This window comes from Parahaliea maris, from assembly GCF_008064665.1.
Lineage (GTDB): Bacteria > Pseudomonadota > Gammaproteobacteria > Pseudomonadales > Halieaceae > Parahaliea > Parahaliea maris.
On record NZ_VRZA01000002.1, the window covers coordinates 648,818 to 672,775 of the forward strand.

At 64.0% G+C, this 23,958-nt stretch carries 20 protein-coding genes; 15 read left to right on the forward strand and 5 right to left on the reverse strand.

Going from position 1 to position 23,958, the window contains the following annotated elements:
• The first annotated feature begins 49 nt into the window (after positions 1-49).
• On the forward strand, positions 50-1,216 hold the full coding sequence (locus FV139_RS07285) for a DUF819 family protein (protein ID WP_148067581.1): 1,167 nt from the start codon (positions 50-52) through the stop codon (positions 1,214-1,216).
• Between the two features lie 6 nt (positions 1,217-1,222).
• On the opposite strand, the gene FV139_RS07290 is transcribed toward FV139_RS07285, so the two are convergent.
• Positions 1,223-1,561, reverse strand: a complete 339-nt coding sequence (locus tag FV139_RS07290; protein WP_148067583.1) for a cupin domain-containing protein — start codon at positions 1,559-1,561, stop codon at positions 1,223-1,225.
• A 108-nt stretch (positions 1,562-1,669) separates the two neighbouring features.
• Positions 1,670-4,276, reverse strand: a complete 2,607-nt coding sequence (gene ppdK / locus FV139_RS07295; RefSeq protein WP_148067585.1) for a pyruvate, phosphate dikinase — start codon at positions 4,274-4,276, stop codon at positions 1,670-1,672.
• Between the two features lie 326 nt (positions 4,277-4,602).
• Between ppdK and FV139_RS07300 the strand changes: the two genes are divergently transcribed.
• Positions 4,603-6,528 carry an NAD(P)/FAD-dependent oxidoreductase gene (locus tag FV139_RS07300; protein ID WP_148067587.1) on the forward strand — a complete coding sequence of 642 codons (1,926 nt, stop codon included), beginning with the start codon at positions 4,603-4,605 and terminating at the stop codon, positions 6,526-6,528.
• Here FV139_RS07300 and FV139_RS07305 read toward each other — a convergent pair.
• Positions 6,525-7,409, reverse strand: a complete 885-nt coding sequence (locus FV139_RS07305; protein WP_148067589.1) for an LLM class flavin-dependent oxidoreductase — start codon at positions 7,407-7,409, stop codon at positions 6,525-6,527. The two genes, FV139_RS07300 and FV139_RS07305, sit on opposite strands and share 4 nt — an antisense overlap.
• A 192-nt stretch (positions 7,410-7,601) precedes the next feature.
• Here FV139_RS07305 and FV139_RS07310 point away from each other — a divergent pair, with 192 nt between their 5' ends.
• The 7 genes from FV139_RS07310 to rlmKL all read left to right on the forward strand — a co-directional run bounded on the left by FV139_RS07310 (position 7,602) and on the right by rlmKL (position 16,072).
• Positions 7,602-8,645: a TIGR03617 family F420-dependent LLM class oxidoreductase gene (locus tag FV139_RS07310; RefSeq protein ID WP_148067591.1), complete on the forward strand. Its 1,044-nt coding sequence runs from the start codon at positions 7,602-7,604 to the stop codon at positions 8,643-8,645.
• A 73-nt stretch (positions 8,646-8,718) separates the two neighbouring features.
• Positions 8,719-9,900, forward strand: a complete 1,182-nt coding sequence (locus tag FV139_RS07315) for an acyl-CoA dehydrogenase family protein (RefSeq protein WP_148067593.1) — start codon at positions 8,719-8,721, stop codon at positions 9,898-9,900.
• A 14-nt stretch (positions 9,901-9,914) separates the two neighbouring features.
• Positions 9,915-11,048 (forward strand): acyl-CoA dehydrogenase family protein, encoded by a 1,134-nt coding sequence (locus FV139_RS07320; protein WP_148067595.1) that lies wholly within the window; start codon positions 9,915-9,917, stop codon positions 11,046-11,048.
• A 93-nt stretch (positions 11,049-11,141) separates the two neighbouring features.
• Positions 11,142-11,840 (forward strand): hypothetical protein, encoded by a 699-nt coding sequence (locus tag FV139_RS07325; RefSeq protein WP_148067597.1) that lies wholly within the window; start codon positions 11,142-11,144, stop codon positions 11,838-11,840.
• Positions 11,837-12,979, forward strand: coding sequence for a hypothetical protein (locus FV139_RS07330; RefSeq protein WP_148067599.1), 1,143 nt, complete (start codon positions 11,837-11,839; stop codon positions 12,977-12,979). The genes FV139_RS07325 and FV139_RS07330 overlap by 4 nt, the downstream gene beginning before the upstream one ends.
• 46 nt (positions 12,980-13,025) lie before the next feature.
• A complete protein-coding gene (locus FV139_RS07335; RefSeq protein WP_148067601.1) occupies positions 13,026-13,826 on the forward strand; it encodes a helix-turn-helix domain-containing protein in 801 nt (266 codons plus the stop codon).
• A 2-nt stretch (positions 13,827-13,828) separates the two neighbouring features.
• Positions 13,829-16,072, forward strand: coding sequence for a bifunctional 23S rRNA (guanine(2069)-N(7))-methyltransferase RlmK/23S rRNA (guanine(2445)-N(2))-methyltransferase RlmL (rlmKL, locus tag FV139_RS07340; protein ID WP_148067603.1), 2,244 nt, complete (start codon positions 13,829-13,831; stop codon positions 16,070-16,072).
• Between the two features lie 317 nt (positions 16,073-16,389).
• Here the strand turns inward: rlmKL and FV139_RS07345 are convergent, their stop codons facing one another.
• The gene (locus FV139_RS07345) at positions 16,390-17,415 is read right to left on the reverse strand and encodes an NADP-dependent oxidoreductase (RefSeq protein WP_148067605.1); all 1,026 of its coding nucleotides are present in this window, start codon (positions 17,413-17,415) and stop codon (positions 16,390-16,392) included.
• A gap of 167 nt (positions 17,416-17,582) precedes the next feature.
• On the opposite strand from FV139_RS07345, the gene FV139_RS07350 reads away from it, so the two are divergent.
• Together FV139_RS07350 and FV139_RS07355 are read left to right on the forward strand one after the other, a co-directional pair.
• Positions 17,583-18,050 carry a flavodoxin gene (locus FV139_RS07350; RefSeq protein WP_148067606.1) on the forward strand — a complete coding sequence of 156 codons (468 nt, stop codon included), beginning with the start codon at positions 17,583-17,585 and terminating at the stop codon, positions 18,048-18,050.
• A 15-nt stretch (positions 18,051-18,065) separates the two neighbouring features.
• Entirely contained in the window at positions 18,066-18,548 is a 483-nt protein-coding gene (locus FV139_RS07355) for a PaaI family thioesterase (protein ID WP_235898575.1), read from the forward strand.
• Here the strand turns inward: FV139_RS07355 and FV139_RS07360 are convergent.
• A complete protein-coding gene (locus FV139_RS07360) occupies positions 18,545-19,417 on the reverse strand; it encodes a LysR family transcriptional regulator (protein ID WP_148067608.1) in 873 nt (290 codons plus the stop codon). The genes FV139_RS07355 and FV139_RS07360 overlap by 4 nt on opposite strands.
• Positions 19,418-19,560: 143 nt before the next feature.
• On the opposite strand from FV139_RS07360, the gene leuC reads away from it, so the two are divergent.
• Genes leuC through FV139_RS07380 form a run of 4 tightly spaced genes read left to right on the forward strand, consistent with a single transcriptional unit; the run spans position 19,561 to position 23,832 of the window.
• Positions 19,561-20,994 (forward strand): 3-isopropylmalate dehydratase large subunit, encoded by a 1,434-nt coding sequence (gene leuC, locus FV139_RS07365; protein WP_148067610.1) that lies wholly within the window; start codon positions 19,561-19,563, stop codon positions 20,992-20,994.
• The gene (gene leuD / locus FV139_RS07370) at positions 20,991-21,638 is read left to right on the forward strand and encodes a 3-isopropylmalate dehydratase small subunit (protein ID WP_148067612.1); all 648 of its coding nucleotides are present in this window, start codon (positions 20,991-20,993) and stop codon (positions 21,636-21,638) included. The genes leuC and leuD overlap by 4 nt, the downstream gene beginning before the upstream one ends.
• A gap of 39 nt (positions 21,639-21,677) precedes the next feature.
• Positions 21,678-22,757, forward strand: coding sequence for a 3-isopropylmalate dehydrogenase (gene leuB, locus FV139_RS07375; protein ID WP_148067613.1), 1,080 nt, complete (start codon positions 21,678-21,680; stop codon positions 22,755-22,757).
• Positions 22,758-22,806: 49 nt separating this feature from the next.
• A complete protein-coding gene (locus FV139_RS07380) occupies positions 22,807-23,832 on the forward strand; it encodes an aspartate-semialdehyde dehydrogenase (RefSeq protein WP_148067614.1) in 1,026 nt (341 codons plus the stop codon).
• The last annotated feature ends 126 nt before the right edge of the window (positions 23,833-23,958 follow it).

The window sequence follows — 23,958 nt, forward strand, 5'->3', positions numbered from 1 at the left end:
GCAGGTTTTTGATAGCGACTTAAGCGCGCGCCCTTTATAGTCCCTATCCATGACAGTGATTTCAGCAGATAACGACCTTGCGCTCATGGCGGCGCTGTTTGCCATTGCCGGCCTGGCGTTTCGGCTGGAACGTACCCGTGTCGGGAGCCACCTCACCGGTACCGTAATCGCCATTCTGCTGGCCATCGCCGCGGCCAATCTCCGCCTTATCCCGCACAGTGCAAATGCCTACGATTTCGTGTTCCGCTACATGGTGCCGGTGCTGCTGCCGCTGTTCCTGTTCCAGGCGGACTTGCGTCGCATCCTGTTTGAATCCACCCGTACCACCATCGCTTTCCTGCTGGCCAGTGTCGGTACGGTGGCGGGGGTGACCGTGGCGGCGCTGGCGCTGGACCTCTCGGCCCTGGGCGCGGCCGCCGATCTTCCCGCCCACACCCGCGAGCCGGCGATTGCCGGGCTGTTCACCTCCACCTACATCGGCGGCTCTGTCAATTACGCGGCCCTCGGCGAGGTCACCGGGCTGAATGCCGATGCCTCGTTCTTTTCTGCGGCGACGGCCGCAGACAACCTGTTCAGCGCGGTCTATCTCGGGGTGCTTGCGCTGTTGCCGGGCTGGGCCTGGCTGGCGCGGCGTTTCCGGGCGCACGACGAAACCGGGGACTCAAAGGGGAGTGGCCGGCAGGAGGTAGTCACCGCGATGTCCCTGACCCAGTCTCTGGCGGTGGCGCTGGTGATCGTGGCGCTGGGCGACGCCATCGTGGCGGCACTCGGGTGGCAGGATTGGCGGTACGTGATCATCACGGTGCTGTCGCTGGCGTTTGCCACCGGCATGTCCGGCACGGCGAGCCGCCTGGCCGGGAGTTTCGAGCTGGGCGTGGGCTTCTCGTTCGTATTTTTTGCCGCCATTGCCGCCGGTGCCAACCTGGTGGCCATGGTCTCCGTGGCGCCGCTGTTGATCGCCCTGGTGCTGATCCTGCTCTCGGTGCATGCGCTGGTGACCCTGTTGCTCGGGCGCCTGTTCGGCCTCAGCCTGCCGGAACTGATCACCGCATCCAACGCCGCCGTACTGGGTGCCACCACCGCACCCGCCCTCGCTGCCGCCAAGGGCTGGAACAACCTGGTGACCCCCGGGGTACTGGCGGGCGTGCTGGGCTATGCCCTGGGTACCTTCATCGGTACCCTGGTATTCAAATACTGGGGAATACTGCTGAACTAGGGCCGATCACTTGACCGGCGGTGCGCTGGAAAACATCACCAGCAGGGTCATGTCCTCATCGATCTCGAAGAAACTGTGCTCGGTGGTGGCGCCGACATAGAGTACCGAACCCGGGCCCACCGCTTTCTCGCGATCACCGAGGCGCATGCGGGCCTTCCCTTCCAGCACCATATAGACCTCGTCATCGTCGTGGTGGGACTGCATATCCTTGCTCCCGGCGGGCAGGAAATACAGGCCGCAACTCATGGCCGGTACCTTGAGAAATTCAAGGTATTGAACGGCTTCGCCACTGATCTTTTGTTTTACTTCGGCGAGGTCGAATACCTGCCACTGCTCCGACGTCATGCTGGGCTCCTTCTGCGATGGGCGCCCGGAAGGGCGCAGCCGTCAGTATCCCCGAGCCGGACAAGTGACGCAATGCGCGTCACTTGATGCAGGTCAATGCAGTATGCCCTAACGGTCCAGTTCGCGCTTGACCTTGGCCTGCGCCGCCGCGATCCGCGCCACCGGTACCCGGAACGGGCTGCAGGAGACGTAGTCCAGGCCCAGGTCGTGGCAGAACTGGATGGAGCGGGGGTCACCGCCGTGCTCGCCGCAGATGCCGTACTTGATGCCCGGTTTGCGGGCCCGGCTCTCGCTCACGGCCATTTCCATCAGGCGGCCGACGGCACGCTGGTCCAGTGACACAAAGGGGTCGGCCTCGATCAGTTTCTTCTCCAGGTACTGGGGAATGAACTTGCCGGCGTCGTCGCGGGAGAAACCGTAGGTCATCTGGGTGAGGTCGTTGGTGCCAAAGCTCATGAACTCGACTTCGCCCGCCAGGCGATCCGCACCCAGGGTGGCGCGCGGTGTTTCCATCATGGTGCCGATCTTGTAGGGCACGGAGATCTGCTTTTCCTTCAGTACCGCCTGGATGCCGCGGTCGATGATGGCCGAGATCAGGCGGATCTCGCGCACGTTCACCACCAGCGGGATCATGATTTCCGGCAGCGGCTTGTAGCCTTCCTCGATGGCTTGCACCGCGGCGCTGATGATTGCCTTCACCTGCATCTCGGTAATTTCCGGATACACCACCGACAGGCGGCAGCCGCGGAAACCGAGCATCGGGTTGACTTCGGCCAGGTCCTTCACAATGTCGCGAATCTTGTCGGCGCTCTTGCCGATGCGCTGGGACAGTGCTTCGATTTCAGCGTCGTCGTGGGGCAGGAACTCGTGCAGCGGCGGGTCCAGCAGGCGCACGGTGACGGGCAGGCCGTTCATGACCTTGAACAGCGCGAGCATGTCGTCGTGCTGGAAGTTCAGCAACTGGTCGATGTAACCCTGGCGCTCTTCTTTGGTTTCCGAGAGGATCATGGCGCGCATGATGTCGATGCGATCGGCTTCGAAGAACATGTGCTCGGTGCGGCACAGGCCGATGCCCTCGGCCCCGAGTTCCCGGGCCTTGGCCGCATCCTCTGGGGTTTCCGCATTGGCGCGTACCTTCAGGCGACGGTGCTTGTCGGCCCAGGACAGCAGCACCTGGAAGTCATCCGAGGAACTGGCTTCGGTTTTGGGAATATCGCCGAGCATGACATCGCCGGCGGTACCGTCGAGGGTAATGACATCGCCGCGCTTGATCACCACGCCCTGGGCGGTAGTGGCGGTGCCTTCGGCGTAATTGATCTTCAGGCTGCCACAGCCGGTGATGGCGCAGACGCCCATGCCTCGGGCGACCACGGCGGCGTGGGAGGTCATGCCGCCGAGTTCCGTGAGAATGCCCTCGGCCACCTTCATACCGTGAATGTCTTCCGGGGTGGTTTCCCGGCGCACCAGGACCACTTTGTCACCGCCGGCAGCCACCTGGACCGCCTCATCGGCGGAGAACACCACCTTGCCGGTGGCGCCTCCCGGACTGGCGGGCAGGCCGGTGGCTACGATGTCGGTTTTGGCTTGCGGGTCTATCATCGGGTGCAGAAAAGCCTCGACGTGTTCGGGTGAAACCCGCATAAGGGCTTCACTCTCGCTGATCAGGCCTTCCTTCACCATGTCCACGGCGATCTTCACCGAGGCGCGGCCGGTACGCTTGCCGCTGCGGGTCTGCAGCATGTAGAAGCGACCTTCCTGTACGGTGAACTCCAGGTCCTGCATGTCGCGGTAGTGCTTTTCCAGCAGGGCCTGGGTCTTGTACAACTCGTCATAGACGGTGGGCAGCTTGTCTTTCAGCGCCTCCAGCGGTTGCGGGGTACGGGTACCGGCCACCACATCTTCACCGGCGGCGTTGAACAGGAATTCACCGAAGAATTCGTGCTCGCCGTTGGAGGGGTTGCGGGTGAAGGCCACACCGGAGCCGGAGGTGTCGCCAAAGTTGCCGTACACCATCGCCTGCACATTGACCGCGGTGCCGAGGGTCTCGGGAATGTTGTTCATTTCCCGGTAAACGTAGGCCCGGGGCGTGTGCCAGGACAGGAACACGGCTTCCACGGCCATTTTCAGCTGGACGAAGGGATCCTCGGGGAAATCCACCAGGCCCTTGAAGGTGGCGATAATGGCCTGCCAGTCCTCGGCCTCCATGTCGGTGTCGAGGGGCTTGTTGTGCTGTTCCTTGTACTGTTCGATGGCGTGCTCGAACTGCTCGCCATCCGCTTCCAGTACCACGTTGGCGAACATCTGGATGAAACGGCGATAGCAGTCGTAGGCGAAGCGGGGGTTGTCGGTTTTTTTCGCCAGACCCTCGGCGATATCGTCGTTCAGACCGAGGTTGAGAATGGTGTCCATCATACCCGGCATGGACACGGGGGCGCCCGAGCGTACCGAGAACAGCAGGGGGTTTTCCGGGTCGCCAAAACGGGCGCCCATCTTCTTTTCCACCAGGTCCAGGGCAACCCGGTATTCCTGCTCCAGCAGCGACGGCAGTTTGTTGCCGCCCTCAAAGAACTCCCGGCAGGTGGGCGTGGTGATGATGAAGCCATAGGGCACCGGCAGGCCGAGGGTGGTCATCTCGCAAAGGTTGGCGCCCTTGCCACCGAGCAGGTCGCGATCGTCCTTGCTGCCTTCGTTGAACAGGTAGACTCGTTTGGCCATGAAAACTCCGGGTATTAACTGGCGATGGTAAGTGAGGGCGCGAGTATAAAGCCTCCGGGGGCGCTACGGGAGCGAACTGCTATAAAAAATTGTTTCAATATCAACAACTTGTAGTCAAACTACAAGCATGGCCGGTCACTGCCCCCTTAACCGCTCCATCTTGTAGATTTACTACAGTCTAGACGAGTGTCGCTCGCTGTAGCAGGTCGGTTGGAGCGGCTGCCATGCGAGCCGGGTTGCGTGGGCCGCTGGTCAGCGGATGGCCCGGGCCAGCCTTCGAAGGCATAATCAGATCCAATTCCCAGACCACAGGAGAGTGAGGCCGGATGAGCAGCAGGCGGCGCGATCGGGCACTTGGGCTGGACCGGCCCATGACCCGGCGGGACTTTATCAACGGCTCCCTTTCCGGTAGCGCCCTGTTGCTGTCGGGAATGACCGGCAGTCACAGCGCCGCCAGCGAGACCGTGGCAAGCCCGGGCGGTACGGTGGGCGCCAGCGGCAGTGATCCCTGGACCGGCTACGGTGGGGTGGGCGATTACGCCGGCGCCAACGGTAATACCTTCGGAGTGATGTCTGCCGCGCACCGGGTGCGCGACAAGACCTGGTCGCAACTGCCCACCGTCGATAGCCGTGAACACTATGACCTGATCGTCGTGGGCGGCGGTCCCGCAGGCCTGTTAGCGGCCTGGAAGTTTCAGCAACTCACCGGGGGAGATAAGCGCTGCCTGCTACTCGAGAACCACAGTATTTTTGGCGGCGCATCGCGACAGAATGACTTTCTGGTAGACGGCGTACACCTCAGCGGCGCCCAGGCTTCCAATGACTTTGCCGTGCCGGAGCCCGGTAGCGGAAGCCAGATGGACCGCCTGTTCAAGGAACTCGAACTACCGCGCGAATACAGCTTCGTCCAGGCCAGCGGTATCCGTCTGGCCACCGACAATTACACCAACATGGACGGTATCGGCGAGAACCTGGTCGATGTCGCCTACTATTTTTCCGATGACGGCAAGACACCTGTTTTTCATCGCAACATCTGGCAGGAGAACCTGCACGACACACCTTTCGGTCCCCGGGCGCGCCGCGATCTACTCGCCTGGCGCAGTCGTCCCGGTGATCGCCACGGTCTTGATGATCTCGCCCTGGACAACATGAGCTACCGCCACTTCCTGCAGGAGGTGAAAGGTTATGACAGTGCTGTGGTGGATATGGCCAGGCCGCTGGTCGGACTGCTGACAGGGCTCAGTCCCGAGGCGGCGTCCGCCCGGGAGTCGAGCCATTTCGTGATGCAGCGCAGCGAAGGCATTCCTTCTTTTCCCGGCGGCAACAGCGCTTTCTCCCGTGCGGTTGTGCGCCAGCTGCTTCCCGGGGCTATCGGTGGGGCGGGTGAATTCGCCAGCCTGCTGGGCGGACCGGTCCGGTTCGACCAGCTCGACAGGGCAGGCCAGCCTACCCGGATTCGCCTGTCTTCCACCGTGGTCGAGGTGGCTCACCGCGGGGGCGGCTACGAGGGGCCGGTCGACGTGCGTTATGAGCGCGGCGGTCTGTTGCACCGTGCCACCGCCGGGCAGGTGATCATGGCCAGCGGCGGCTGGATCAACCGTCACCTGCTGGTGGACATGCCGCCGGAAATGTCTGCCGCCTACGGCGAGTTCCTGCACGCACCGGCGCTGGTGATCAATGTGGCCCTGCGTAACTGGCGGTTTCTCGAGCGACTGGGGGCCGGTGCCGTGCGCTGGTTTGACGATCACCGCCGGCTGGGCTTCTGCGGCAATATCCGGGCCCCGATGCAGGTTCCGGGTGACACCCCCCCTGTTGACCCGGGTCGGCCGGCGCTGTTCACCCTTTACATGGGGCTGTACCAGTGGGGCGGCTCGGATCCACGAACCCAGACCAGCGCCGGGCGCGCGCAGTTGTTCGCTACCAGCTATGCCGATTACGAGCGACTGGTGCGGGAGCAGATGAACGAGATGTTTGGACCACTCGGCTTTGATGCACGCCGCGATATAGCCGGTATTGTCCTCAACCGCTGGGGGCACGCGCGGCTTGCCCGGCCTCCGGGCTTTATGCTGCGCAGGGACGGTTCCGGGAACCCGCTGGACATCGTGAAGCGGGGCTATGGCCGCGTGCTGATCGCCCACTCGGAGTTGAACGGTGCCCAGAATGTCGCCGGGGCATTTGCCCACGGCGAACGGGCAGCGCGGCAGGCCGCGGAGCGGGCGGCCTTCGATAGCCCGCCGGCATCGGCACGTTAGCGTCGGGCCAGCAAGTCGCTGAGGCGATCGATCTCGCTGAGGTCCGCCGTCGCCGGGACCAGGAACACCTCCTCACAACCCGCAGCCTCGGCATTGTCGAGGGCTTCGCGGACGGCGTCGGCGTTGTGGCGGTGGACCGACTCCGCCATCGCCCTGGCGATCTCCGGCCCGGCAATATCCAGGTAGTCATAGACATAATCGTGCAGGCGTTGCGCGCCGTTGTCCGCCAGCGAGTACCAGAAACCCCCGAGCCGATAGGGCCTGCGTTCGCGCCCGGCCTCGGCCCAGGCCGTCTCGGCGACGGCGAAGGCATTGGCCAGTTCGGCCTGCTCCCCGTTGCCCGACCAGGCGTAGAGCCCGTCGGCCCACCTGGCGCAGCGGGCGATGCTCTTGGGGCCGAGGGCGCCTACCAGCAATTGAGGTCCGCCGGTGCGTGTAGGGGAGGGGCCGATGGGGCCGGCGCCCTCGATGATTTCTTCGCCGGCCCACACCCGGCGCATATCCTCGACTTGGCGATCCATGCGCTGGTAGCGGCCGCGCATGGTCTGGTGCAGGGCGGCGTAGTCCTGGGCCCGGCCGCCGTAACCGAGACACACCTGTTCAAAGCGTCCACCGGAGAGAATATCCATGGTGGCGATTTCCTTGGCGACGGCCACGGCAGGGTGCATGGGCAGGACGTAGAGGGTCGGGGTAATTTTCACCCGTTGGGTGGCCACGGCAGCGGCGGCGAGCAGCACCCGCATGTCATAGGTCGGGCCGTGGACCCGCTCGCCACAGGACAGGCTGTGGAAGGGACCGTCGTCGACGCGTTGAAACCAGGCCAGGTAATCGTCGCGGGAGAGGCCGTCTTTCATGTAGGGCAGGCAGATGCCGATTTTCATGGGTGTTCCCCTTGTTATCTTTGGCGGCATTATCGCGCGGCGGGGTCGTCAGGCGCGTTCAGCATGGTAAACCAGCCGGCTCCCGGTAGCGGGAATACCTCCCCTTTCCGGTCTCCTGCGACGGTCCTGCTGGGCGGCTGGCGGCCGCTGGGGTAACGTCGGTGCAAAAGATCACCGCGCAGGACGCCCGCCATGAAGATCGATGGCCCTCTGTATAGCCAACTGGAGAATGTGGCTGCCGAAGCGGCCCGCATGGCCGATCTCGGCTACGATGGCCTGTATACCCTGGAGGGCAGCAGCGACCCCTTCCTGCCCCTGGTGCTGGCGGCGCAACAGGCTCCCGGGCTGGATATCGCCACCGGCATCGCCGTGGCGTTTCCCCGCAATCCCCTGCACCTGGCCTACCAGGCCTGGGACCTGCAGCGCTACAGCGGTGGCCATTTCCTGCTCGGGCTGGGGTCCCAGGTGCGTGCCCATATCGAGAAGCGCTTCGGCGTGGACTTCGACCCACCGGCGCCGCGCATGCGCGACTACATCCTCGCGCTCAGGGCGATTTTCAGGTGTTGGCAGCACGCTGCGCCGCTCGATTACCAGGGGCGCTTCTTCCGCCACACCCTCATGACGCCCATGTTCAACCCGGGGCCCAATCCCCACGGGATGCCGCCGGTGCTGTTGGGGGCGCTGGGCCCCAGGATGACCGAAGTGGCGGGCGAGGTGGCAGACGGCCTGATTGTGCATCCCTTCAACAACCCGCCCTTCCTGGAACAGCAGGCACTGCCGGCAGTGGCCAGGGGGCTCGAGCGGACTCGGCGCCACAGGGAGGATTTTATCCTCCAGATCAATGCCGTGGTGATTACCGGAGACTCCGACGCGGCAATACGCGCCGCCCGGGACAGCGTGCGGGGCCTGTTAGGATTCTATGCTTCGACGCCGGCCTACCGCCCGCCGATGGATGCCATCGGCAAGGGCCACCTGCAACCCGAGCTCAACCGCCTGAGCAAGGCCGGCGAGTGGGATGCACTGGCGGAATATATCGATGATGAATTCCTGGCCGCCTTTGCGGTGGAGGGCCCTCCCGAGTCCATCGCGGGGCAATTGATCGAACGCTATGGTGGCATGGCGGATCGATTGGCGCTGTATATACCCTATCAGGCGCCGGATAATGTCTGGCGGCGAATCATCACCGACCTCAAGCACGCAGGATCCGGAGGCGATCGAATTTGCCATAAACGGTGACCGTTTCACGGCACTGGATTCCCCGATCCGGGAGCTACACTGTCCAACGACAATAAAAATTGGTGGGACAGCGATGAAAATCCAGTTCACCCCTGAACAAATCGCCCTGCGAGATGAGTTGCGTGCCTACTTCAGGGAACTGATGACCCCGGAGTTGCAGGCGGAGTGCGAACGCGACATGGGGGAGGGCGGCGGCCCCTTGTGGCGTGAGGCGTTGCGGCGGATGGGGCGCGACGGCTGGATCGGGCTTGGCTGGCCGGAGTCCCTTGGTGGCCGGGGCCTGACGCCGCTGGAGCAGTTTATCTTTGTCGAGGAAGTCATGCGGGCAGGGTATCCCTTCCCCTTCCTGACGACCGAATCGGTGGGGCCGATTCTCGCCGAGCACGGCAACTCCTGGATCCAGCGCGAGATCGTGCCAAAGATCCTGGCCGGCGAACTGCTCATCGCCATTGGCTACTCGGAACCGGGGGCGGGTACCGACCTCGCCAGTCTCAGGACCCGGGCCGAGCGTGACGGCGACGAGTGGGTGATCGACGGCCAGAAGATGTGGACCTCCCTCGCCCATTTCTGCGACTACACCTGGCTGGCGGTACGAACCGACCCGCAAGCGCCGAAAAAGCACAAGGGCATTTCCATGTTCCTGGTGCCGAACTCGGATCCCGGCTGGAGCGCGTCGCCCGTGCACACCCTGGGCGGCGTGCGCACCAACGCCACGTATTACGACAATATCCGGGTTTCCGACGACCACCGGGTGGGTGAGTTGCACGGAGGCTGGAAGTTGATCACCAGCCAACTCAACCGGGAGCGCCTCAGCCTGATCAATTTCGGCCCTTCCGCCGAGCTCTTCAATGCCACGGTGCGCTGGGCCCGGGAGGCCGAGCGGCCCGGGGGCGGGAAGGTCATCGATACGTCCTGGGTGCAGCTGAACCTGGCCCGCTGTCGCGCCGCCATCGAGTGCATGAAGCTGATCGTCTACAAGCAGTCCTGGGCCATGACGGAGGGCAACCTCGACATGGCCGATGCCTCCGCCGCCAAGGTGTTCGGCTCGGAGGCCTTTATCGAACTCTATCGCGCACTGGGCGAGGTTGTGGGCCATGCGGGGCTGCTGCGGGATGGCGACGGCTGTGACAGCGCCCGCCGCCTGGAGCGGCTCTACCGGACCGCATCGATCATTACCTTCGGGGGTGGCACCAACGAAATCCAGCGCGACATCATATCGGCCGCGGGGCTGTGGATGCCCCGCGCCAGTCGCTAGCGGAGGAGGCCGGCATGGACTTTGGTTTCAGCGACGAACAGCGCGACATTCGCGAGCTGGCGCGGCAGATTTTCAGTGAACAGGTGACTGCGGACCGGCTGCGCGCCTACGACGAGTACGCCGAGCCACGCTTTGATCGTGATCTGTGGCAGATTCTGGTGGACGCGGGGCTGCCCGCCCTGGCGGTGGAGGAGCGTTACGGTGGCGGCGGCTTCGGCCTGATGGAACTGGGCTTGCTGCTCGAGGAGGCGGGGCGCAGCATCGCTCCGCTGCCCCTGGTGAGTCACTGCGTTGGCGGATTGCTGCCACTGCAACGCTTCGGCAGCGACGCGCAAAAAGAGCGCTGGCTCGCGCCGGCGGCACGCGGGGATGTCCTGTTGACTGCCGCGCTGGTGGAAGGTGGCAGTGGCGCTCATTGCCTGCCCGAGTTGACTACCGCCACCCGGGAAGGTGAAGAGCTGGTCCTGACAGGGCGCAAGTTGGCTGTGCCTTATGCATCCCAGGCGGATCGTATCCTCCTGGCGGCCCGGTGTGACAATGAGGTGGCATTGTGCTGGCTCGACCCGTCGAGCAGTGGGGTGCGACTGGAGCCCTGCCAGGCGACCAGCTTCGAACCCCAGGCCCGCCTGGAACTGGAATCGGTGCGCATACCAGCGGCCGACGTACTCGCCTGGCAGGGAGGGGCGTCGCTGCTGGAATGGCTGGTCCAGCGGATGACCGTTGCACTGTGCTGTCACCAACTCGGCGTGGCAGACGCGGCGATGCGGATGGCGGCCAGCTACACCGCAGAACGGCAACAGTTCGGCGTGCCGGTCGCTACCTTCCAGGCCGTGGGGCACCGCATGGCCAACTGCTATATCGATGTCGAATGCCTGCGACTGGCAGGCTACCAGGCCTGTTCCCTGCTGGCCGAAGAGCAGCCCGCCACGCTGGAGACCCGGATCGCCAAAGTGTGGGCCGGGGACGTTGGTCACCGGGTCAGCTACGCCACCCAGCACGTGCACGGGGGCATGGGCATCGATCGGGACTACCCCCTGTGGCGCTACTGCCTGTGGTTGCGTCACAACGAGATGACCCTCGGTGGCAGCAGCGCCCAGCTGGCGGCCATCGGTGCGGGGCTTGCCGCCGGAGAAGGACTGTTTGCCTGAGGCGAGGCAGGCACAACGCCGGCTATTCAAATAGTGTGAACAGGCCCTGGCACTGCTTACCGTGGACGGAGGGCTGGGGTACACTAGCCGTCCATGATGTCGCCCCCCACAGAATCCTATATCACAGCGCTGTTGCTGGCGCTGACGCTGGCGCTCGCCGGCTGCACCAGCACCGAGCCGAGCCTGAGCGGCAGCAGTCGCCAGCCGGTGGATTTTTCCGGCCACTGGGAGATGAATTACGCCCAGAGTGACAATATCCAGGCGCGTCTGAATTCCCTGGTACGGGAGCTGCGCAAGCAGAGCGAGCGGCGCGGCGCTGCCCACGGCGAGGTCGGCGGGCCGGCGATCTCCATTGGCGGCACCAACAACGGGGCATCGGTCATCGGCCTGGCCCAGATGGCGGACATGATTACCCAGTCTGCGGTGGTTATCATCGACCAGGACGACGAGGGCATCCAGGTCAAGCGCGAGGGCAACTTCGCCCTGGACTGCCAGTTTGCCGGCCCCGACGCCTACCGGGTCGATTCACCCCTGGGCCGGGAGCTGTGCGGCTGGGACGGCCACCAGCTGGTGTTTACCCTGCTGTTGCCCGACGGCCTGAGTATCCGCCATCGCCTGACCCGCAGTGAGGACGGTCAGCAGTTGAACATCGCCACCACCGTGGTGTCCGACCAGGTGTCCTATCCCTTTACCCTGAACCGGGTGTTTACCCGTTTCGAGCCCGGCTCAGCCGGGTACCGCTGCGAGATGACGGTGACCCGTGGTCGGGTCTGTACCACGGAGGCTGAATGAAACCCCTGCTGTACCTGTGGCTGGCGATGCTGGCGGCCTGCGCCAGCCCGACCCCGGAAGTGAAGGGGCCGGATCCGCTTCCGGCACAGAGCGAATCCTGGCCGCCGCCCGTTGGCGCGGTGGTGTTGGACAGGGTCCCGGTGTCCGATGAAGAAGCGCTGGATGTCGGCCTGTCCGTGTTCGATCCCGGGCTGGCCGAGGATGTGACCTCCCATGGGACGCGCGGTATTTTTCCCGATATCCGGCGCGCCGAGGTGCGTTACCTGCCGGTCCTATTGCGACAGGCTCTGGTGGAGTCGGGCGCCTGGGGCGTGGTTCGTGTGCTGCCGGAGGCGGATCCAACTGCGGAGGTACAGGTGGGAGCCACCATCCTCCATTCAGACGGCGAACGGCTGGTGCTGAGGGTGACGGCCAGGGATGCCGCCGGACGGGTGTGGCTGGACGGTATCTATACCGATGTGGCTACGGCCGCCGATTACCCGGTCGCCGCCGGGGGCGATCCTTTCGCCGACCTCTACCGCCAGGTGGCCAACGACCTGCTGGCTGCACGCGGGGCACTTCCCGCCAGCGAGTTGCGCCAGCTCGGCACCGTCAGTGAGCTGCGCTACGCCGCCAGTCTGGCACCGGAGGCTTTCAGCGCTTATGTCGCCACTGACAGCGACGGGATTTACCAGGTACAACGCCTGCCGGCGGACAACGACCCCATGTTGCTCCGCATAGGCCGCCTGCGGGAGCAGGAGTACCGTTTCATCGATACGGTCGACGAGCAGTACCTCGACCTGCTGGAGAACATGCGCCCCACCTACGACCTGTGGCGCCAGTACGGCCGCGAGCAGGCTGAATACATCGCCGACTATCACCGGCGCCTGCAGGACCGGGACAGCGCGGGCCGGCGCGGTTCCTACGCGGCGCTGGAGCAGACCTACAACACCTTCCGCTGGAGCAAGATCCAGCAACAGGACCTGCAGGAACTGGCAGAGGGTTTCGATAACGAGGTGACGCCCACGGTGATGGACGTCAGTGGACGGGTGTTCCGCCTCAGCGGCAACCTGGGTGCCCAGTATCAGGAGTGGCGCGATATTCTGCGCCAGATATTTGCCCTCGAAACGGGCCTTCCGGTCGGGGACGGCGGCGGGTGAGGCTGGCTATACTGGGAGTTCCGTTCACAGCCCCGAGACCCTGTCCATGAGTGACGACAAGCCAGCCGGCCAGGAAAGCGCTTCCCTTATCGAGTCCCTGTTACGCCTCAGCGGCCAGGTGGCTGGTGGTACCCTGGAGCTGGCTCGCAGCACCGCCACCCTGACCGCCATGTTCGGTGAGTCCTGGCTGCGACAGGCGCTCAATGCCAGCCTTGAGCCCGAGCGCCTGGAGGCCATGGCCGAAGCCGGCCACTTCCTGCGCGACGCGCGGGAAACGGCCGGTATGACCCTCAAGGACCTGGCCGACAGCCTGGGCGTGTCGGACAAGCGTATTCTCGAGGATGTGGAAAGCGGTGAGCGCATCATGCCCCTGGAACTGGTATTGCGTTCCGCGTCGCTGCTGGCGCGGCACGACCCCATTCCCTTCCTCCTGAAGTTCATGCGCACCTACAATCCGGAACTGGAAAAGACCCTCGAGAGCTGGGGAGTCATGGCCCTGCCGCGCCAGTACGAGCGGGAGCGTCGCTTCATCAATCTCTACCGCAAGCACGATATCCTGCGTTCGTTTACCGACGCCGAGTTCCAGCGCTATCTCGAGTACATGGAAAGCTCGTCCAACCTGGTGCTGGAATTGATGGCGCGAGAGAAAGAGGCGAATACCCCTCGCTCGCGCAAGTCCGCAGGCCGCAAGGCCACGACTGCAAAGGCCGGTGGTGGCAAGACGAAGTCTGCAAAGGGCTCTCCGAGCGGGGCCAAATCACGAAAAAGCACTCCGCGGGAGGCCGCTCCGAAAAAGGCTGCCCCGCGGGCCAGCCGGTCCGGCACCGGGCGTAGCGAGGAGAATTGAATTTGAGTACCAACGGCCGTTCTGAGCAAGGCCGCTCCAGCAGCCATTTCGCCTGGTTTGCCACCTGCCCGAAGGGTATCGAGGCGTTACTGGCCCATGAACTCGACACCCTGGGTGCAACGGCCGTCCGCGAAACCGTGGCGGGTGTTCACTTCGAGGGGCCGCTGGCGGCGGGCTACCGGGCCTGCCTCTGGTCGCGCCTGGCCAATCGGGTACTGCTGCCCCTGGCCACGGTGGACGCAGGGGATGCGGACCAGCTCTATGCCGGCCTGAAGTCACTGGACTGGCGGGAGTGGCTGGAAGTTCGCCAGACCTTCGCCATCGACTTCAGCGGACAGAACCGCGCCATCCGCAACACCCAGTTTGGCGCCCAGCGCAGCAAGGATGCCGTGGTTGACTGGTTTCAGGAACGTCTCGGCCGGCGGCCGTCGGTGGAGAAGCGCGACCCGGACCTGCGCTTCAACATTCGCCTGGCGAAGGATCGCGCCATGGTGGCCCTGGATATGGTGGGTGGCAGCCTGCACCGGCGCGGCTACCGCAGCGAGGCGGGCGCGGCGCCGCTCAAGGAAAACCTGGCCGCGGCCATCCTGTTACGTGCCGACTGGCCCGGTATGGCGGCACGGGGCGGGGCATTGATCGACCCCATGTGCGGGTCCGGGACCCTGCTGCTCGAAGGGGCAATGATGGCGGCAGATATCGCACCGGCGCTGGAGCGGCGGCGCTTCGGTTTTGAAGCCTGGCGGGGCCACAACGCGCCCCAGTGGCAGGCGATTCTCAGCGACGCCCGGGGCCGGGCGGAGCGGGGCAGGGCCCGCCAGTTGCCGGAGATTCGCGGCTATGATGCCGACGGCCGGGTTGTACGCCGGGCCCAGGAAAACATCGCCCGGCTGGGGCTGGAACGCAGTGTGCGGGTGGTGCGCAAGTCCCTCGCCGAGTTGCGCCGGCCGACGCACCTGCCCATTCCCGAGGGGCTGATTGTCTGCAACCCGCCCTACGGTGAGCGGCTCGGCGAAAAGGAGAGCCTGCGCTACCTGTACCGGGAACTCGGGGAGGCCATGAAGCGCGAGTTCGGCGAGTGGCAGGCCGCGATATTCACCTCTGACATCGAGCTGGGCCGGGCCATCGGTTTGCGCAGTCACCGCCAGTACAAACTGTTCAACGGCGCCTTGCCCTCGAGCCTGCTGCTCTTCGAGCTCAGGGACAATCGCCTGACTGACCAGGCGCCCGCCTCCGCTGGTGCTGCGCAACCGGAAAACGCTTCGGGCAGTGAGCCGGCGGCCCCAGTCGCGCTGACAGAGGGGGCAACCATGTTTGCCAACCGCCTGCGCAAGAACCGGCGTCGCCTGAATGCCTGGGTCAAGCGCGAGGGCATCGAGTGCTATCGCCTCTACGACGCCGACATGCCAGAGTACGCGGTTGCGGTTGATCTCTACGGCTCCCGGGTGCACGTGGCTGAATACCGTGCGCCCGCCGGTGTCGACCCGGACGCTGCCAGCCGCAGGCTGGATGAGGTGTTATCGGCTCTGCCGGAGGCGCTCGGCGTTGCTTCTGCCGATATTGCCTGCAAGGTTCGACAGCGTCAGCGGGGCAGTGAGCAGTACACCCGCCAGGGTAGCCGGGGCGAGTATCTCAGTGTGCGGGAAGGGCAGGTGAAGTTGCTGGTGAACCTGCACGATTATCTCGACACCGGCCTGTTCCTCGATCACCGGCCGCTGCGCCAGCGCATAGCCGCTGAAGCCCGCGGCCGCGATTTCCTGAACCTGTTCTGCTATACCGGTGCAGCAACGGTGCACGCCGCCGTGGGTGGCGCGCGTTCCACCACCAGTGTGGACCTGTCCAACACCTACCTTGGCTGGTTGCGCAAAAACCTCGCGCACAATGGTCTGGCGGAGAACCGCAACCATATCGTGCGCAGCGACTGCCTCGCCTGGCTGCAGCAGGGCGGGGATGATTTCGACCTGATCATGCTGGACCCCCCTTCGTTCTCCAATTCGCGCGCCGTGAAGGACAGCTTCGACGTGCAGCGCGATCACGACACGCTGGTCCGGGCGGCAATGTCCCGCTTGCGACCGGGGGGGCAATTGTACTTTTCCAATAACCGCCGGGGCTTCCGCCTCACCCCGGAACTGGCGGAGGAATTTGACTGCCAGGACATCACCCGGGAGACCCTCGATCCGGACTTTGTCCGCAACCCGAAAATTCATGTCTGCTTCAGCCTGCGGCACCGTGGCGGCGGCCCGCAATGACCGCCACGCTTGTTTGACACAAAACTGACATCCGCGACAGGTAAGGGCTTTCGGGTAAGTGTCTACAAACCCAGGTGCGTCGACTATCCACATCGTGGCAACGCACTGCCACGAAAAAGGCTAATGACTAGTAGCTTGTGAAGTTCCGAATTTAACTTACTGAAAATTAACAGGAAAAAACTCGGCTCAGGCACTGGGGCCGGGAAGGTGCCGCTGTCAGGGTTCCAGTTTGGTTTCCGCCAGAATCCCGCTGTCCCCAAAGTTATCCACAGGCAGTCCTGTGGATAACCCGGGTTATTGCGGGCGGGTGGATCGCTTCAGGTGGGGGCGGCGAGTTTTAGCAACTGCTTGCCCTGGTTGCGCCCATCAAACAGCCTCAGCAGGGTGTCGGGAATCCGTTCAAAGCCCTCCTGGATGTCTTCCCGCCAGGCAATTTCACCGGCCGCAACCCACGCTCCGAGGTCGGCGTAGGCGGCTTCGGCTTCCGCCAGGAAATCAATCACAATGAAACCCTGCATGCGGATCCGGCGGGTCACCAGTTTCATCAGATTGTGAGGCCCGGGTGCAGGGTGCTCGTCGTTGTAGCCGGCAATAGCACCACAGAGCACGATGCGGCCGAAGTCGGCCATTTGCTCGATGCCGGCTTCGAGCGTCTCGCCACCCACGTTGTCGAAGAATACGTCGATCCCCATCGGACAGCGGCTGGCCAGCTCCGCCGCCACGTCCTGGTGGCGGTAGTCGATGACCTCCTCGATCCGGCATTGCTCTCGCAACCACCGGCATTTGTCCTCGCCACCGGCAATGCCGATGACCCGGCAGCCCTTGATGCGCGCGATCTGGGCGACCACCGAGCCAGTGGCCCCGGCGGCACCTGACACCAGCACCGTTTCACCGGCCTTTGGCTGGCCGACCTTCAGCAGGCCGAAATAGGCCGTCAAACTGGTGGCACCGAAGACGCTCAGGGCCATCGCGGGGGGAGTGCCGTCGGGCAGGACCCGGGGCGGCATGGGCGAGGCGGGGTCACCGATACTGTACTCCTGCCAGTTGAGAATGCCCTGTACCAGGGCGCCCACCGGAATATCCGGATTTTCTGACGCGATAACCTGGCCGACGCCACTGGCGCGCATGGGCTCCCCCAGCGGGACCGGAGGGAGATAGGAGGGTTCGTCTTCCACCCACCCGCGCATGGCGGGGTCGAAACTGAGCATGAGCGTCCTGATCAGTACCTGGCCGGCGGCCAGGTCGGGGCTTGGGAGAGGGGAGCTGACCAGTTCGAAATGCTCCGGACCGATCATCCCCTCCGGCCGCGCTTTCAGCAGCCACTGTCGGTTGCTCTGACTCATCAAGGCCCTTCCTTTTTTTACTTGTTGGCAGCGGGGGCAGGGCGCCCCGGGAGAGGGTGGCATTACAGCACTGGACTGGTGGCACCGCCAGCGCGGGAATGACAGATTGCCTCCGGCTGTGTTGAAATCGGGGCTTTGGTCACAAAAATCGAACCGGTTCCGCTGCGTTGAAAACACTGTTGATCGTGTACCACAGCCAGAGCGGCGCCAGTGCCCGACTGGCCCGGGCACTGTGGCGCGGCGCCTGCGCCGAGGCTGTCGGCGACAGCAATCTGGTCGTTGTGCTGCGCCGGGCCTGCGACAGTGGCAGCGCCGAATTGCTGGAGGCCAGTGCCCTGGTGCTGGTGGGCGCGGAGAATTCCGGGGCCCTGAGTGGCGGCATCAAGGACTATCTCGACCGGGTGTTCTACCCCCTGATAGCCCACTCGCGGGTGCTGCCCTACGGTCTGGTGTTGTCGGCGGGAAACGATGGCCGCAATGCCCTGCGGCAGGCGCGGCGGATACTGTCGGGTATCCCGTTTACGGAGGCGACCGAACCCCTCATCTGTCGCGGGCCGGTGACCGGGGAACATCTTGGGGAATGCGAAGCGCTGGGTGAGGCACTGGTGGCCGGCCTGGCAATGGGGATATTTTGATGGAGGAACGTGAAGGTGAGCAGCGAACAGCACGAAGCAGGGCCGGTACCCGAGGGCTTTGAACGGATGCCGACGGGCTTTGGTTACACTGACACCCTGCAGCCGTTCTATCGCCACGTCACTGCTGAAGAAGTGGCCTTTGGCCTCCACGTCTGTTCGCAACACGCCAACTCGATGGGTATCTGCCATGGCGGTGTTCTGATGACCATGGCGGATATTGCCGCGGCCTCAGGCGTCAATCACGCTCGAGGTGAACTGGGCGGCAGCCCGACCATCAATCTGTCGCTGGATTTCATCTCCGCCGGCAAGCTGGGGGACTGGCTGGAAGCCCGGATCAGTGAGGTGACCGTCAAGCGCCGGTTCGGCTTCTGTAACGGTCTTATCTCGAACGAGCGCGGCATCGTGGCGCGCTTCAACGGCACTTTTTACCTCCCGGATCACGAGGGCATGTGGAAGGGTGAAAAGCGTCTGGGTGCACTCAGCCCCGCCGCGGACTAGGCGGCTTCGTTCGCCAGTTCCTCGATAAAGGCGCGCGCCGCCCGCGACAGGCTGCGCCCCCGGTGATAGACCACGCCCAGGGTACGTTGGATACGAATTCCCTCCACTTCCAGAGGTACCAGGGTGTGGTCGCACATGCTGCGCGGCAGCACGGTCCAGCCGAGACCGACCGTGGCCATCATGCGGATGGTTTCCAGGTAATTAGTGGCCATGGAAACCTGCAGCTTCAGCCCGTGGGTATCAAACAGCTTCTTCACAATCTGGCCGGTGTAGGTATTCAGCCCGGGGAGCACCGCGGGGTGTCGGGCCAGCTCTTCCAGCGGGCAGGATGTCAGCCGGGCCAGGGGGTGATCCCGGGCGACCATGACGTCGAGTGGGTCGGGCCACACCGGTTGGGTGATGACGCTGGCATCGGTGTCCGGGGCGAGCGTCACTACCGCGAGTTCCGACTTGCCGTGGAGGATGAGGTCGTAGGCCTGCTCTGAGTCCATGAAGTCGATGTCGATCTGGACCTGGGGGAAGCCCTTGCTGAAACGACTGAGAATGGGGGGCAGGCGGTGCAGGCCGATGTGGTGACTGGTGGCCAGTCGCAGTTCCCCCCCGACCTGCCCGGACAGGTCCCGCACCGCCTGCCGCGCCAGGTCCAGCTGTTGGATCACGGACTTGGCGTAGGGCATCAGGGCGTGGCCGGCCTCGGTCAGCCCCACCTGCCGGCCGATCCGGTCAAACAGCTGGCAGTCGAGTTGCTGTTCCAGTTGCGCCACGCGTTTACTGACCGCGGGCTGGGTGAGATGGAGTTTCTCGGCGGCATGGGAAAAGGACTGGTCCTCAGCGACCTGGAGAAAGGCCTGCAGATTCTGGGTTTCCATATGTATTCCAATCAGGAATCGAATAGATAAAAATAATAAATTTGTTTTATTAAAGTCTCAAGCGTAACATCGCCGCCAGTTATCGTAGCTGCCCGAGGCATCTGCGCTATTGTGAACCACATCACCCGAGGGAGAACGCCCCGATGGCCGGACAAACCCTGTACGACAAACTCTGGCAACAGCATTTGGTAGAAAGCCGCGACGACGGTACTGGCCTGCTGTACATCGATCGCCACCTGCTGCACGAAGTGACTTCGCCCCAGGCCTTCGAGGGCCTGCGCCTGGCGGGGCGTCAGCCCTGGCGCCTCGATGCCAACCTGGCGGTGCCCGACCACAACGTCCCCACCGAAGCCGCCGAGCGCAGTGGCGGCGTGGCCGGGATCGTGGACCCGATCTCCCGCCTGCAGGTGCAGACCCTCGACGACAACTGTGGCGATTTCAAGATTGTGGAGATCCCGATCAACGATCGCCGCCAGGGCATCGTCCACGTGGTTGGCCCGGAGCAGGGTGCCACCCTGCCGGGAATGACCGTGGTCTGTGGCGATTCCCACACCTCCACCCACGGCGCCCTGGGTGCCCTGGCCCATGGCATCGGTACCTCGGAAGTGGAGCACGTGTTGGCGACCCAGTGCCTGATTACCCGCAAGATGAAAAACATGCGGGTGCAGGTGGACGGAGCGTTGCAGCCAGGTGTCACGGCCAAGGATGTCGCCCTCGCCGTTATTGGCCGCATTGGCACTGCCGGTGGCACCGGCTATGCCATCGAGTTCGCCGGCGAAGTGGTGCGCAACCTCACCATGGAGGGGCGCATGACCCTGTGCAACATGTCGATCGAGGCGGGAGCCCGCGCCGGTATGGTGGCGGTCGACGACGCCACCATCGAGTATGTGCGCGGTCGAACCTACAGCCCCAAAGGCGAGCAGTGGGACCAGGCGGTCGCCGCCTGGCGCGAATTGCATTCTGATCCCGACGCGGTATTCGACGCCGAACTGACCCTGCGCGGCGAGGACATCCAGCCCCAGGTCACCTGGGGTACGTCTCCGGAAATGGTGCTTCCGGTAGACGGTGTGGTGCCGGACCCGGACGCCCAGGAAACCGCGACGGCGAAAGAGGCGGTGCGCCGTGCATTGCAATACATGGGCCTGAAGGCGGGCCAGCCGATCACTGACATCCGCCCGGACCGGGTGTTTATCGGCTCCTGCACCAATTCCCGCATCGAGGACCTGCGCGAGGCTGCTGCGGTGGTACGCGGCAGGAAAATTGCCGCCAGCATCAAGCAGGCACTGGTGGTGCCGGGCTCGGGTGAGGTGAAGGCCCAGGCCGAAGCCGAGGGGCTCGATCTCATCTTTATCGACGCTGGCATGGAGTGGCGCGAGCCCGGTTGTTCCATGTGCCTGGCCATGAACGCCGACAAGCTCGGTGCCGGCGAGCACTGCGCGTCCACCTCCAACCGCAACTTCGAAGGCCGCCAGGGCTTTGGCGGGCGCACTCACCTGGTGAGCCCGGCGATGGCCGCGGCCGCCGCGGTGGCCGGTCACTTTGTCGATGTTCGCAGCTTAACGGAGAACCAGTCATGAACAGCTTTACCGTACACAGCGGGCTTGCCGCGCCGATGGATCGGGCCAATGTGGACACCGACCTGATCATCCCCAAGCAGTTCCTCAAGTCCATCAAGCGCTCGGGCTTTGGCCCCAACCTGTTCGATGAACTGCGCTATCTGGATGAAGGGCAGCCGGGCCAGGATTGCAGCACCCGTCCCCTGAACCCGGACTTTGCGCTGAACCTGCCTCGCTACGCGGGCGCCTCGGTACTGCTGGCGCGGGAGAATTTCGGCTGTGGTTCCAGCCGCGAGCACGCGCCCTGGGCACTGGAGGATTTCGGTATTCGCTGCATTATCGCGCCGAGTTTTGCCGACATCTTCTTTAACAACTGCTTCAAGAACGGCCTGCTGCCGATTGCGCTGCCGGCGGATACCGTGAATCGCCTGTTCGAAGCGATGTACGCCAGCGAAGGCTACACCCTGGAGGTCGACCTCCCGGCGCAGGAGATTCGCACGCCAGACGGCGAGCGTATTCCCTTCAAGGTGGAAGCCTTCCGCAAGCACTGCCTGCTCAATGGTCTCGACGATATCGGCCTGACCCTGGAGAGCGCCGCTGCGATTCGCACCTTTGAGGTGGGCCACCGGGAGCGTTCCCCCTGGCTGTTTGACACCATTGCCTGAAGAGCCCACTGAGACCCAACTGACCTGCGAGACTGTATTGTGAGCAAGAAAATCCTGATTCTCCCCGGCGATCACATCGGCCCGGAAATCATGGCGGAAGCCGTCAAGGTGCTGGAGCGGGTAGACAGCCTCTACTCACTCGACCTGCAACTGGACCACGCGTTGCTGGGCGGCGCTGCCCTGGATGCTACCGGCGTGCCCCTGCCGCCGGAGACCCTGGCCAAGGCCCGTGAGGCCGACGCGATTCTGCTCGGCGCCGTCGGTGGCCCCGAGTGGGACAAGGTCGAGGCCGCGCGGCGCCCGGAGAAAGGCCTGCTGGGGCTGCGCTCGGAGCTGGAACTGTTCGGCAACCTGCGCCCGGCGTTGCTCTATCCGCAGCTGGCGGCCGCTTCCAGTCTCAAACCGGAGCTGGTGGCCGGGCTGGATATCCTGATCGTGCGCGAACTCACCGGTGGTATCTATTTCGGTGAGCCCCGCGGTATCCGCACCCTGGAGAACGGTGAGCGCCAGGGTTACAACACCTACGTGTACAGCGAATCGGAAATCCGCCGTATCGGTCACCTGGCCTTTTCCCTGGCCCGGCAGCGTGACAAGCGCGTGTGCTCGGTGGACAAGTCCAACGTACTGGAAGTGACGGTGCTGTGGCGGGAGATCATGGAAGAGGTCGCCAAAGACTATCCGGACGTCACCCTGTCGCACATGTATGTGGACAACGCCGCCATGCAGCTGGTGCGCGCACCCAAGCAGTTCGACGTGCTGGTGACCGGCAATATGTTTGGCGACATTCTCTCCGATGCCGCCGCCATGCTCACGGGTTCGATCGGCATGCTTCCCTCAGCCTCCCTGGACAAGGACGGGCGGGGAATGTACGAGCCCTGTCACGGCTCGGCGCCGGATATCGCGGGGCAGGGCATCGCCAACCCGCTGGCGACCATCCTCTCTGTTGCCATGATGCTGCGCTACACCCTGGACAAGCCAGAGGCTGCGGCGGCGATCGAGGCCGCTGTGAGCGACGTGCTGGACCAGGGCCTGCGCACCGCCGACATCTGCGCGGAGGGTGATACCAGGGTATCCACCTCGGAGATGGGCGACGCAGTGCTGCGCGCACTGCAGTCCTGATTCATTGCAGATGTATTCACTTTTTCATTCAAGCTAACGGAACAAGACAATGGCAGATTCATACGATGTAGCAGTCGTCGGCGCCACCGGTGCCGTCGGCGAAACCATGATCGAGATCCTCGAGCAGCGGGACTTCCCGGTGCGCAATCTCTATCCCCTGGCTTCCAGCCGCTCGGCGGGTAAGACGATCAAATTCAAGGGCAAGTCGGTGACCGTCACCGACCTGGCGGAATTCGATTTCAGCCAGGTACAGATCGGGCTGTTCTCTGCAGGCGGCAGTATCTCGGCGGAATTTGCCCCCAAGGCCGCCGCCGCGGGCTGTGTGGTGATCGACAACACCTCCCACTTTCGTCGCGACGAGGACATCCCGCTGGTGGTGCCCGAGGTCAACCCCGAGGCGCTGGCCGGCTATACCACGCGCAACATCATCGCCAACCCCAATTGTTCCACCATCCAGATGCTGGTGGCGCTGAAGCCGATCTACGATGCGGTGGGAATCGAGCGCATTAACGTCGCGACCTACCAGGCGGTGTCGGGCACCGGCAAGGAAGCGATCGAGGAGCTGGCGGGGCAGACCGCGCGCCTGCTGAACGGTCAGGAAGCCGAGTGCGAGGTGTACCCGAAGCAGATCGCCTTCAACGCGCTGCCCCACATCGACACTTTCCAGGACAATGGCTACACCCGGGAGGAAATGAAGATGGTCTGGGAAACCCAGAAAATCTTCGGTGACGCCAGCATCCAGGTCAATCCGACCTGTGTGAGGATCCCGGTATTCTTCGGCCATTCCGAGGCAGTGCACATTGAAACGGTCGACAAGATCACCGCCGAGCAGGCGCGTGAGCTGCTGGCCAGCGCCCCCGGGGTGACCCTGGTGGACGAGCGTGCGGACGGCGGTTATCCCACGGCGGTCACGGAGGCCGCGGGCAAGGATCCGGTCTTTGTCGGTCGCATCCGTGAGGACATTTCCCACCCGCGTGGCCTGAACCTGTGGGTAGTGGCCGACAACGTGCGCAAAGGTGCGGCGCTCAATAGTGTGCAAATTGCCGAGAGCTTGATAGAGACCTATCTTGATTAATACAGGGCTTCTCGACATACTTGGTTGAAATCGGGACTCCCGCAGGCGCCGGGAAGCGCCTCACATGGGGGTCCCTTTTGTCTGCTGCAGCGCTCCACGGGGCCTTATTCAGGAGCCGGGGGCATT

What these genes read in the sequence shown, in the direction of transcription:
- FV139_RS07315 (WP_148067593.1), top strand. Translation starts at nt 8,719, where the DNA reads ATGAAAATCCAGTTCACCCCTGAACAAATCGCCCTGCGAGATGAGTTG.
- FV139_RS07320 (WP_148067595.1), top strand. Translation starts at nt 9,915, where the DNA reads ATGGACTTTGGTTTCAGCGACGAACAGCGCGACATTCGCGAGCTGGCG.
- FV139_RS07325 (WP_148067597.1), top strand. Translation starts at nt 11,142, where the DNA reads ATGATGTCGCCCCCCACAGAATCCTATATCACAGCGCTGTTGCTGGCG.
- leuC (WP_148067610.1), top strand. Translation starts at nt 19,561, where the DNA reads ATGGCCGGACAAACCCTGTACGACAAACTCTGGCAACAGCATTTGGTA.
- leuD (WP_148067612.1), top strand. Translation starts at nt 20,991, where the DNA reads ATGAACAGCTTTACCGTACACAGCGGGCTTGCCGCGCCGATGGATCGG.
- FV139_RS07335 (WP_148067601.1), top strand. Translation starts at nt 13,026, where the DNA reads ATGAGTGACGACAAGCCAGCCGGCCAGGAAAGCGCTTCCCTTATCGAG.
- FV139_RS07380 (WP_148067614.1), top strand. Translation starts at nt 22,807, where the DNA reads ATGGCAGATTCATACGATGTAGCAGTCGTCGGCGCCACCGGTGCCGTC.
- FV139_RS07285 (WP_148067581.1), top strand. Translation starts at nt 50, where the DNA reads ATGACAGTGATTTCAGCAGATAACGACCTTGCGCTCATGGCGGCGCTG.
- FV139_RS07330 (WP_148067599.1), top strand. Translation starts at nt 11,837, where the DNA reads ATGAAACCCCTGCTGTACCTGTGGCTGGCGATGCTGGCGGCCTGCGCC.
- FV139_RS07360 (WP_148067608.1), bottom strand. Translation starts at nt 19,417, where the DNA reads ATGGAAACCCAGAATCTGCAGGCCTTTCTCCAGGTCGCTGAGGACCAG.
- FV139_RS07310 (WP_148067591.1), top strand. Translation starts at nt 7,602, where the DNA reads ATGAAGATCGATGGCCCTCTGTATAGCCAACTGGAGAATGTGGCTGCC.
- FV139_RS07300 (WP_148067587.1), top strand. Translation starts at nt 4,603, where the DNA reads ATGAGCAGCAGGCGGCGCGATCGGGCACTTGGGCTGGACCGGCCCATG.
- ppdK (WP_148067585.1), bottom strand. Translation starts at nt 4,276, where the DNA reads ATGGCCAAACGAGTCTACCTGTTCAACGAAGGCAGCAAGGACGATCGC.
- FV139_RS07345 (WP_148067605.1), bottom strand. Translation starts at nt 17,415, where the DNA reads ATGAGTCAGAGCAACCGACAGTGGCTGCTGAAAGCGCGGCCGGAGGGG.
- FV139_RS07290 (WP_148067583.1), bottom strand. Translation starts at nt 1,561, where the DNA reads ATGACGTCGGAGCAGTGGCAGGTATTCGACCTCGCCGAAGTAAAACAA.
- FV139_RS07305 (WP_148067589.1), bottom strand. Translation starts at nt 7,409, where the DNA reads ATGAAAATCGGCATCTGCCTGCCCTACATGAAAGACGGCCTCTCCCGC.